The sequence below is a fragment of the Kitasatospora griseola genome, assembly GCF_014648555.1.
Classification (GTDB): Bacteria; Actinomycetota; Actinomycetes; order Streptomycetales; family Streptomycetaceae; genus Kitasatospora; species Kitasatospora griseola.
In genome coordinates this window covers 99525-109982 of the sequence record NZ_BMRI01000020.1, presented here as the reverse complement: position 1 = coordinate 109982, position 10458 = coordinate 99525, and the positions used below count along the sequence as shown (strand labels likewise).

Genomic DNA, 10458 nt, shown 5'->3' with positions numbered 1-10458 from the left:
CTGCCGCCGTGGCCGTGGCCGAGCCGGGTCCGGGGCCGGTCGTCGCCGGGGGTGGTGTGCGGCCAGTGCGGGCCGTCGGGGCCGTGGACGGCGGCGGCGGCGAGGTGTTCGCCGTCGGCGACGGCGTCGGCGAGCAGCGCGGGGTCGTGCTGACGGTGCCACAGGTGCAGGGCGGCGAGGCCGTGGCCGGCGGTGCCGTGCAGGACGCCGGGCAGGGCGTGCCGCAGCGGGTGGCGGCGGGCGGCGGCCATCAGCGAGCGGGCGACGTCGGGGTGGCCGAGCGCGTCGAACGCCCAGGCCAGGCCGGACTGGCCGACGTACAGGCCGGGCGGGTACGCGGCCGGGTCGACGTCCTTGGCGAGCGCCCAGCCGAGCAGCGGGGCGGGCACGCCGCCGCGCAGCCGGTGCAGGCCGTACAGGACGCCGGTGGCGCCGTACGCGAGGGAGAGCGGGTTGCTCTGGTGGGCGAGCGGGTTGGTGGGGAACAGCCGGTCGGCGCGCTGCGGGTCGGCGGCGGCCTCGATCTCGGCGGTGATGAGCCCGACGGTGGCGGCGAGGTCGGCGTCCCGCAGCCCGGGCACCGCCTCGGGGTCGCCGTAGCGGCGGCCGGCGGGCTCGGCGAGCGGGACGGGGGCCGTCCACAGCTCCGGGTCGTCGAACGGCAGGGCGTCGATCCGCTTCAGCAGTTCGTCCGGGTCGGTATCGCCGTCGACGGCCTCCGGGTCCGTCAGGTCGCGGATCAGCGCGGTGAGTTCGGCGGGGAGGCCGAGGTCCTCGGCGAGCGCGTCCAGGAAGCGGTCCCGGGCCGGGGGGTGGAAGCCGGTGGTGTTGTTGACCACCATGATCGAGGAGAGCATCAGCGCGCCCAGGCAGTGCCAGTCGTTGGCCCGGTCGTAGCGGTTGGTGGCGCGCAGCCGGGGGCTGGCCAGGCCGACGGTGTGCACGCCGAGGTGCGGGTCGAGGCCCTCGCGGACGGCGGACTCCAGGTCGAGCAGCACGGCCCGGCCGTCCTCGGTGACGTGCACGTTGGTGTGCGAGAGGTCGCCGAGCAGGATGCCGCGGCGGTGGGCGACGGCGACGGCCTCGGCGATCTGCCGCCACAGGGCGCGCTGCGTGCGGTAGTAGGCGCGCAGGCTGTCGCCGTCGAGCCGGCCGGTGATCACCGGGTTGGTGACGATGCCGTGCCGACTGTAGTGCGGGCCTTCGACGTACTCCTCGACCAGGAAGGCGTGGCCGCCCTCGTGGAAGAAGTCCAGCGGCCGCACGAAGTACCCGGTGTCGGCGAGCGCCGACAGCACCCGGTACTCCTTCTCCAGCACCTCGGCGGCCTCCCGCCCGGGCCGGCCGACCAGGATGCCGGGGCGGGCCTCCTTGAGCACCACCTGTGCGCCGGTGTCGCGGTCGGTGGCCAGGTAGACGCCGCCGCGGTTGCCGAACATCAGGGCGGCCGTGGGCAGGTAGCGGCCGTTCAGCGCGCCGTCCGGCTCGGCCTCCTCGGGCGGGAACGGGTCGTCGACCCACGACGGTGTGCTGAAGTACGGGTGGCGGACGTCGGGGACCAGGGCGCCGTCCGGGGCGGCGATCATCAGGTCGCTGATGCCGTCGGGGCGCAGCTGCTTGATCGCGGCGAAGCCGCCGTAGCGGTAGTAGACGGCGGTGGAGCCGGGCCAGCGCCGGTCGGAGAGGATGTACGGGCCGCCGCGGCCCGCCAGGGCGGCGGCCAACTCCTCGCCCACGGCGTGGAATTCGGCGTCGTCGGCCGGGTAGACGGTGATGAACTTGCCGCTGGCGGTGCGGGAGAAGTTCTTGCCGCTGGTCAGGTCGACCGACCACGGGTCGATCAGGAACTTGAACGCCGCCCGGTGCGCGAACAGCACCGGGAGGGCGAGTCGCAGCACCTCGGTGCTCTCCCCCGCTGCGGCGGTGACGTGCAGCTTCCAGCCCTGCGCGGGGGTGGCGCGGCCGGGCGGGTCGGCGATGAACCAGAGGCCGCGCCGCCGGGTGGTCCAGCCGTCCGGGACGAGTTCGCGGAACGCCGCGAGGTGCGCCGGGTCGGGGCGGTGGCGGTCGGCGGTCTCGTACCAGCGCCGGTCGAACTGCAGGTAGAACTGGAGCGATTGCCAGGAGAGCATGGGCGTTCCCGTCCGGACGAAGCGGTGGAAATACGGGTTGGGCCCCGGCGGCGCGGCTCCGCCGGGGCCCGGACGACCGGTGGGTCAGCAGCTGTGCGAGTCGCAGGAGGAGACGCTGATGGCCTCCTGGTCGATCGGGCTGCCCTCGACGGTGACCATCTTCTGGAGCTCCAGGACCTTCGACATGAGGTCCTCCTCTCGGTTCGTTTCCTCCGCCCCGACCGGTCGGCCGGTGCGCTGGACACATCACATCAACGGCCGCTCCGAAACCGCTCCGAGACCGCTCCGAAGCCTCTTCCGACAGTGCCCCGTGGCAGACTCCGCGCCATGAACATCACTGCGGCGCACCACAGTTGGCATGACTGCGTGGCGCTCTTCGAGAGCCGCGGCCTGCCTTCGAGCAGCTACCAGAACCTCTACGAGGAGGGCTACGACGTCCACGCCGGCCGCCTGGTCGTCTCCGGTCCGCTGGACCTCGACGCGACCGAGCCGTACGGCACCGGGTTCGTCGTCGACGGCGACCTGGAGGTGACCGGCACGATCCTCAACCTGGACGACGGCTGCCCGGCGCTGATCGTCCTCGGCGACCTGACCGCCGGGGCGGTCTACCTGGAGGGCGACGCCAAGCTGCTGGTCCGCGGCACCGTCCGGGTCGGCGCGTTCGTCGGCAACATGACGGACAAGCTGGTGATGATCGGCGGCGACCTGCAGGCCGGCGTCACCGTCCTGTCCGGCGGTTTCTTCCCCGACCTGGTCGCCGGCTCGCTGACCGGCCCGGTGCTCGCCCAGCCGTACGCGGTGGCCGAGTTGGGCCACGACGTCGCCACGCCGCCCGCCGCCGAGGTGCTGCTGCCCGAGCTCCTGCGCGCCGACGGCGAGGAGGACGGCCACTACTTCGACGTCCCGGGCGTCCACGGCTCCCGCCTCTTCGCGCACCTGGAGGCCGGTCGCCCGGTGCTGCGCTGACGCCGGGGACGGCGCCGCCCCGGCGCCTCGCCCGGGTCGACGGGGGCGCCGGGGCGGCTCGCCCGGAAGAGCGGGTGCTACATGTTGATCATGTGACCGGCGAGGCCGTGGACGGCCTCCTTGACGGCCTCGCCCAGGGTCGGGTGGGCGTGGATGTTGCGGCCGACCTCGTGGACGGTGAGGTCCCACTGCTGGGCCAGCGTCAGCTCGGGCAGCAGCTCGGTGACCTCGGGGCCGATCAGGTGCGCGCCGAGCAGTTCGCCGTGGGTGTTGTCGCAGATCACCTTGACGAAGCCGACGGGCTGGCCGAGGCCGTGCGCCTTGCCGTTCGCGGTGAACGGGAACTTCTGCACCTTCACGTCGTACCCGAGCTCGCGGGCCTGCGCCTCGGTGTACCCGAAGGACGCCACCTGCGGCTGGCAGTAGGTGGCGCGCGGGACCATCACGAAGTCGATCTCCATGGTCTCGGCCTTGGCGATGGTCTCCGCGGCGACCACGGCCATCGCCTCGGCGGCGTGCGCCAGCATCAGCTTCGCGGTGACGTCGCCGATCGCGAAGATGTGGTCGACGCTGGTGCGGCCCCGGCCGTCCACCGCGATCGCGCCGCGCTCGGTGAGCTGCACGCCGGTGACCTCCAGGCCGTAGCCCTGGGTGCGCGGCGCGAAGCCGATCGCCTGCAGGACCTTGTCGGCCTCCAGCACCTCCTGCTTGCCGTCCCGGGTGACGGTGACCCGGACCGGCTTGTCCGGGTCCGAGTCGTCGATCGCGTCGACCCGGGTGGAGGTGAGCACCTGGATGCCCAACTTGCGGTACTGCTTGGCGAGTTCGGCGGAGACGTCGGCGTCCTCCAGCGGCACCATGCGGTCCAGGAACTCGACGACGGTGACCTTGACGCCGTAGTTGTGCAGCACGTACGCGAACTCGACGCCGATCGCGCCGGCGCCCGCGATGATGATCGACCCCGGCAGCTGCTCGGTGAGGATCTGCTCCTCGTAGGTGACGACCCGCTCGCTGAGCGAGGTGCCGGGCAGCAGCCGGGTGGTGGCGCCGGCCGCGATCACGCAGTGGTCGAAGGTGACCAGCTCGAACCCGCCGCCGCGCAGCGCGACCTGCAGGGTGTGGTCGTCGACGAAGGTGCCCCAGCCGTCGTACTCCGTGATGTCGTTCTTCTTCATCAGGTAGTGGACGCCCTTGACCCGGCCGTCGGCGACCTGCCGGGAGCGGCTGAACGCCTTGCCGTAGTCGAAGGAGACCCGGCCCTCGACCTGGATGCCGTAGAGGTCGGCCTCCTTCAGCACGGTGTGCGCGAGTTCCGCGTTGCGCAGCAGCGCCTTGGAGGGAATGCAGCCGACGTTCAGGCAGACGCCGCCCCAGTACTTGGCCTCGATCACGGCGGCGCGCAGACCGAGCTGGGCGGAGCGGACAGCGGCGGTGTAGCCGCCGGGGCCGGCGCCCAGGACGACCACGTCGTAGTGCGTGCTCATGTTCCTCGTTCCTCCGGTGACATCGAAGACCACGTTGGCTTCGCGGCCATGGGGTCAGTACATCAGGTCACGAACGGTCGGAGCTCGGGGAGGTCGGGCAGCGCCCGGGTGAGCAGCCAGTCGTCCAGCAGCGGGCGCAGCGGCCGGTCGGTGTAGTGCGAGGCGTGCGCGGCGAAGTCGTCGGTGGTGACCACGGAGTGCCGGTGCGCGGTGGCCCAGCCGTGCAGCAGGCGGAAGAACGCGGCGTCGCCGAGGGCGCAGCGCAGCGCGTGCACGGTGAGGCCGCCGCGTTCGTACACCCGGTCGTCGAACATCTGCCGTCTGCCGGGGTCGCCGATGGTCAGGTCCTGCGGCAGGCCGCGCAGTTGGCGGTGCGCCTCGGCGGCCTTGGCCTGCGTGGTGGGGCCGCCGGTGCGCTCCGACCACAGCCATTCGGCGTACTTGGCGAGGCCCTCGTTCAGCCAGATGTGCCGCCAGTCGGCGATGGTGACGCTGTTGCCGAACCACTGGTGGGCGAGCTCGTGGGCGACCAGCCGTTCCCAGCCGCGCCGCCCGTCGACGTGGTTGCGGCCGAAGGTGGCCATGCCCTGCGCCTCGACGGGGACGTCCAGTTCCTCGTCCACCACGGCGACGGTGTACTCGCCGAACGGGTACGGCCCGAACAGCTCCTCGAACAGCCGCATCATCTGCGGCTGCCGGGCGAAGTCGTGCTCGAACGCGGCCTGCAGCGCCAGCGGCACCCAGGCGATCTGCGGGACGGTGCCGGGGACGCGCTCGGTCAGCGGGAACTCGCGCAGCGGGGCGATCGCCAGCCCGACCAGGTAGGACGCGGTCGGCGCGGGCTGCTCGTACACCCAGGTGGTGGCGGAGGACCGGGTGGTGCGGCTGAGCAGCCGGCCGCCGGTGACCACGGTGTACGGGGTGGCGGTGGTGACGGTCAGTTGGTAGGCGGCCTTGTCGGCGGGCCGGTCGTTGCACGGGAACCAGGACGGTGCGCCGATCGGCTGGGAGGCGACCAGCGCGCCGTCCTCGATCTCCTCGAACCCGAGGCCGCCCCACGGGCTGCGGACCGGGCGCGGGTTGCCGGACCAGTGCACCTCGCAGGTGAAGACCGCGCCGGCGGCGAGGGCCTTGGCGGGCTTGATCCGCAGCTTGCCGTCGCGGTGCGCGTAGTGCGCGGCCCGGCCGTCGACCAGCACCTTGCCGATCCTGAACGCCCCCAGGTCGAGGGTGAACTCCCGCAGCGGCTCGGGGCCCGCTATGGCGGCGATCCGGGCCGAGGCGGCCAGCCGGTTGGGGCCGGGCCGGTAGTCGAGGGCCAGTTCGTAGCGGTGGGCGCGGTACCGCGGGTCCCCGTTGCGGGGGAAGTAGGGATCGCCGCTCACCGGTGCTGCTCCTCCTCGCCGGGCTGCCAGGCTTCGATCGGGTTGCCGAGCCAGCGGGTGTCGGCGGGGACCGTCTCGGCCCGCATCACCAGGGAGGCCGGGCCGAGGGTGGTGCGTTCGCCGACGGTGCTGCCGGGCAGCACGATCCCGCCCGGGCCCAGGGTGGAACCCGCGCGGAGCTCCACAGTATCCAGCCGCATGATCCGGTCGTGGAAGAGGTGCGTCTGCAGCACGCAGCCCCGGTTGACGCTCACGCCGTCGCCGAGGGTGACCAGGTCGGCCTCGGGCAGCCAGTAGCTCTCGCACCACACGCCGCGCCCGATCCGGGCGCCGATCGACCGCAGCCACAGCGTCATCACGGGCGTGCCGGCCGTCCGGCCGACCAGCCAGGGGACGGCCAGCACCTCGGTGAAGGTGTCGGCCAGCTCGTTGCGCCACACGAAACCGGACCACAGCGGGTGCTCGACCGCCCGGAACCGGCCCACCAGCAGCCACTTCGCGGCGGCGGACACCACGCAGGCGACGATGCCGGCCGCCAGCAGCACCAGCCCCGACAGCAGCGGCTGCCCGACGGCGCACAGCGCGGCGGCCGTCAGCACGGCCAGCGCCGCGGAGGCGAGCACCGGGACGATCCGGGCCAGCTCGGTCAGCCCGCGCGCCCAGCGCAGCCGGGCCGGCGGCTCGTAGGTGAGCGCCAGGTCCGCGGTGTCGGCGGCCCGGGGCAGCTTGACCGGCGGCATGCCCAGGTAGGAGCTGCCGCGCTTGGCCTTCTTCGGCGTCGCCGACAGCACCCCGACCAGCCCCCGGTCCGGAACGGCCCGGCCGGGCGCGGTCATCCCCGAGTTGCCGAGGAACGCCCGCTCGCCGATCTCGGCCCGCCCGATCCGCACCCAGCCGCCGCCCAGCTCGTACGGGGCGATCAGGGTGTCGTCGGCGAGGAACGCCCCGTCGCCGACCGTGGTCAGGCTGGGCAGCGCCAGCACCGTGGACACCTCGGCGCCCTTGCCGACCCGCATGCCCAGCAGCCGCAGCCACACCGGTGTGATCAGCCCGGCGTACAGCGGGAACAGCGTCTCCCGGGCCAGGTCCATCAGCTGACTGACCGTCCACGCCTGCCAGCCGACCCGGCCGTGCAGCGGGTGGTACCCGGTGCGCAGCCCCCGCGACAGCAGCCGCACCCCGACCAGCACCTTCGCCGCGTACGCCAGCCCGTACGCCAGCGTGGCGGGGACGAGGGCGATCAGCGCGCCCCGGAGCGCCGCCGCCAGGCCGTCGCCGGGGCGGACGAACTGCGCGGCGATCAGCAGCGCGGGCAGTGCGGAGAGCAGCGGCAGCGCGGACAGCACGAACCCGGTGGCGCCGTACACGGCCGCCCAGCGGGCGGTGCGCCGCGGGCGCTCCTTGGGCCAGCCGCGCTCCGCCTTGCCGGTCTTCACGGCGGGCGCGCCCGCCCAGCGCTGACCGGTCGGGACGTGCCCGGTGACACCGGAGCCGGGCGCGACCTCGGCCCGCTTGCCGATCTTCGCGCCGGGCAGCAGCGTCGAACGGGTGCCGACCACCGCTCCCGCGCCGATCCGCAGCGCGCCGATCTCCAGCCGGTCGCCGTCCAGCCAGTAGCCGGACAGGTCCACCTCGTTCTCGATCGCGCAGCCCTTGCCGAGCCGCAGCAGGCCCGTCACCGGCGGCAGCGCGTGCAGGTCCACATCGGCGGCGACCCGGCAGCCCAGCGCCCGCGCGTACCTGACCAGCCACGACCCGGACAGCTGCACCGCCCCCGACGCCTCCGCCAGCCGCTCCGCCGTCCACAGCCGCAGGTGCACACTGCCGCCGCGCGGATACCGGCCGGGGCCGACCCCGCGCAGCAGCAGCCGGGCGCCGCCGGCGGCGATCGCCAGCCGGCCGGGCGCCGAGTACAGCAGCACCGCACCGGCCGCCAGCAGCCACCACGGCGCGGACGGGGCCCACGGGTAGTCGCCGACCAGGTGCAGCGCCGTGCCGAGCACGCCCAGCAGCAGCGACCAGCGCAGACCGGTCAGGGTGATCAGCGGCAGCATCAGCAGCAGCTGGAGCAGCTGGGCGCGGCGCGGCACCGGTTCGACGGTGCGCGCCCGGCCCTCGGACTGCGCGGACCTCTCCAGCAGCCGGGCCAGCTTGCGCAGCGTCGGCTGCTGGTAGATGTCGAGCACCGACACCGACGGGTAGCGGCCGCGCAGCAGCGTGGTCAGCTGGGCCGCCGCGAGCGAGCCGCCGCCGATCGCGAAGAAGTCGTCGCCGGCGCCGCGCACCTGGGTGCCGAGGATCTGCGCCCACTGCTCGGCCAGCCACGCCTCGGTGCCGTACAGCTGCTCGGCGGGGCCGGACGTCTCCAGGTCGGGCAGCGGCCACGGCAGCGCGTCCCGGTCGACCTTGCCGGACGTCCGGGTCGGCAGGTGCTCGACGGTGGCCAGCAGCGGCACCAGCGCGGCGGGCAGCTCCGCCCGCAGGCGCGCCACCGCCGCGTCGCGGTCGAAGCCGTCCTGGGCCACCAGGTACCCGACCAGCAGCTGGTTGCCGCCCCGGGCCGTCCGCACCGCCGCGGCCGCGCCGGACACCGCGGGCAGCGCCTGCAGCGCCGCGTCCACCTCGCCCAGCTCGATCCGCCGGCCACCCAGCTTGATCTGCTCGTCGGCCCGCCCGAGGAACACCAGCCCCTCGGCCTCGGCCCGAACCAGGTCGCCGCTGCGGTACGCCCGCTCCCAGCCCAGTGATTCGAGCGGCGCGTACTTCTCCGCGTCCTTCACCGGATCCAGGTACCGCGCCAAGCCCACCCCGCCGATCACCAGCTGTCCGCTGCCGCCCATCGGCACCGGCGCACCCGCCTCGTCGACGACCGCCAACTCCCAGCCGTCCAGCGGCAGTCCGATCCGGATCGGGGCCTGTCCCGTCAGCAGCGCACCGCACGCCACCACCGTCGCCTCGGTCGGGCCGTACGTGTTCCACACCTCGCGGCCCTCGGTGACCAGCCGCTCCGCCAGCTCCGGCGGGCACGCCTCACCGCCGAAGATCAGCAGCCGCACCTCGTTCAGCGCCTCGGCCGGCCACAGCGCGGCCAGCGTCGGCACCGTGGAGATCACCGTGATCTCCTGCTCGGCCAGCCACGGCCCCAGGTCCGCGCCGCTGCGCACCTGCGCCCGCGGCACCGGCACCAGGCAGGCGCCGTGCCGCCACGCCAGCCACATCTCCTCGCACGACGCGTCGAACGCGACCGACAGCCCGGCCATCACCCGGTCCCCGGGCCCGATCGGCTCGTCCGGCAGGAACATCGCCGCCTCGGCGTCCACGAACGCCGCCGCGCTGCGGTGCGTCACCGCCACGCCCTTGGGCTTGCCGGTCGAACCGGACGTGAAGATGATCCACGCGTCGTGCTCCGGGCCGGGCGCCTGCGCCTCGTGCCCCGACGGCTTCACCTTCTCCAGCCGCCCGCCCGCCCCGATCACCGCGTTGACGTCCGCCTCGCCGAACACCAGTTCCGCGCGCTCGTCCGGATCCTCGAAGTCCACCGGCACGTACGCGGCGCCCGCCGCGAGCGCCCCCAGGATCGCCACGTACAGCTCGTTCCCACCCGACGGCACCCGCACCCCGACCCGGTCCCCCAGTCCGACCCCGGCCTCCGCCAACTGCCGCCGCACCCGCTCCACTTCGCCCGTCAGCGCGGCATAGCTCAAGGTCTGCCGCCCGTCGTCCAACGCGGGCTCCTGCGGGTACGCGGCCGCGGTCGCCGCCAGCACATCCACCAGCGTCCGCGGCGGGGACGCAGGGCGGGCACGGAACAACGCGGTGTCGGAATCGGTGATCACAGCGATACGGTCCTCGTCCTGGGTTCCCCGGCGAGTCGGAATCGGTGATCACAGCGATACGGTCCTCGTCCTGGGTTCCCCGGCGGTCAACCGAAGGCAACTGAAACGTGACAACCCGGACAAGTCTAGGTGAACGGGGGTGCACGGCCGGGGACAGGGAACCGGAGCGGCGGCGTCGTCAGTCCGCCTCCGGCGGGTCCATGGCGACGAGTTCGACCTCGAAGCCGTCGGCGTTCTCCAGGTACGCCGCGTACGTCTGCGCACCTCCCGCGTGCGGATGCCGGTCCGGGAACATCAGGCTCCACCCGTGCCGCGACGCCTCCTCGACCAGCGCGTCCACTCGTCCCGCGTCCTCCACGTGGAACGCCAGATGGTTCAGCCCCGGCCGGCACCTGTCGTGCTCACGGCCCGTCAGCGCGGGCGACTGCTCCACCACCAGGTACGTCGCCCCGAGCCGCCAGCTCCGCCCACTGCCCCACTCCTGGAACCCCGCGTACCCCAGCGCCCCCAACAGCCACCCGAACGACGCCTCGGCCCGCCCCAGATCCGGCACCCAGATCTCCACGTGGTGCAACATCCCACCCACCGGCCGAACCCCACCCTGCCCCACCACCGACTCGTCCTCCTCCCGGACCTGCCCACTGTCCCCGGCATC

6 protein-coding genes are annotated in these 10458 nt (G+C 73.7%); 1 reads left to right on the top strand and 5 read right to left on the bottom strand.

Going from position 1 to position 10458, the window contains the following annotated elements:
• The coding region (gene lanKC, locus IEZ12_RS23945) for a class III lanthionine synthetase LanKC (protein ID WP_189274537.1) at positions 1-2132 on the bottom strand (2132 nt) is incomplete at its 3' end.
• A 327-nt stretch (positions 2133-2459) separates the two neighbouring features.
• Here lanKC and IEZ12_RS23940 point away from each other — a divergent pair.
• The gene (locus IEZ12_RS23940; protein WP_189274535.1) at positions 2460-3098 is read left to right on the top strand and encodes a hypothetical protein; all 639 of its coding nucleotides are present in this window, start codon (positions 2460-2462) and stop codon (positions 3096-3098) included.
• Between the two features lie 77 nt (positions 3099-3175).
• Here the strand turns inward: IEZ12_RS23940 and lpdA are convergent, their stop codons facing one another.
• From lpdA to IEZ12_RS23920, 4 genes are all read right to left on the bottom strand, one after another.
• The gene (gene lpdA / locus IEZ12_RS23935; protein WP_100587717.1) at positions 3176-4582 is read right to left on the bottom strand and encodes a dihydrolipoyl dehydrogenase; all 1407 of its coding nucleotides are present in this window, start codon (positions 4580-4582) and stop codon (positions 3176-3178) included.
• Between the two features lie 62 nt (positions 4583-4644).
• Positions 4645-5967 (bottom strand): M1 family metallopeptidase, encoded by a 1323-nt coding sequence (locus IEZ12_RS23930; protein WP_043910871.1) that lies wholly within the window; start codon positions 5965-5967, stop codon positions 4645-4647.
• On the bottom strand, positions 5964-9803 hold the full coding sequence (locus IEZ12_RS23925) for a Pls/PosA family non-ribosomal peptide synthetase (RefSeq protein ID WP_189274533.1): 3840 nt from the start codon (positions 9801-9803) through the stop codon (positions 5964-5966). The genes IEZ12_RS23930 and IEZ12_RS23925 overlap by 4 nt, the downstream gene beginning before the upstream one ends.
• Before the next feature lie 178 nt (positions 9804-9981).
• A complete protein-coding gene (locus IEZ12_RS23920; protein ID WP_189274568.1) occupies positions 9982-10380 on the bottom strand; it encodes a VOC family protein in 399 nt (132 codons plus the stop codon).
• Positions 10381-10458 lie beyond the last annotated feature (78 nt).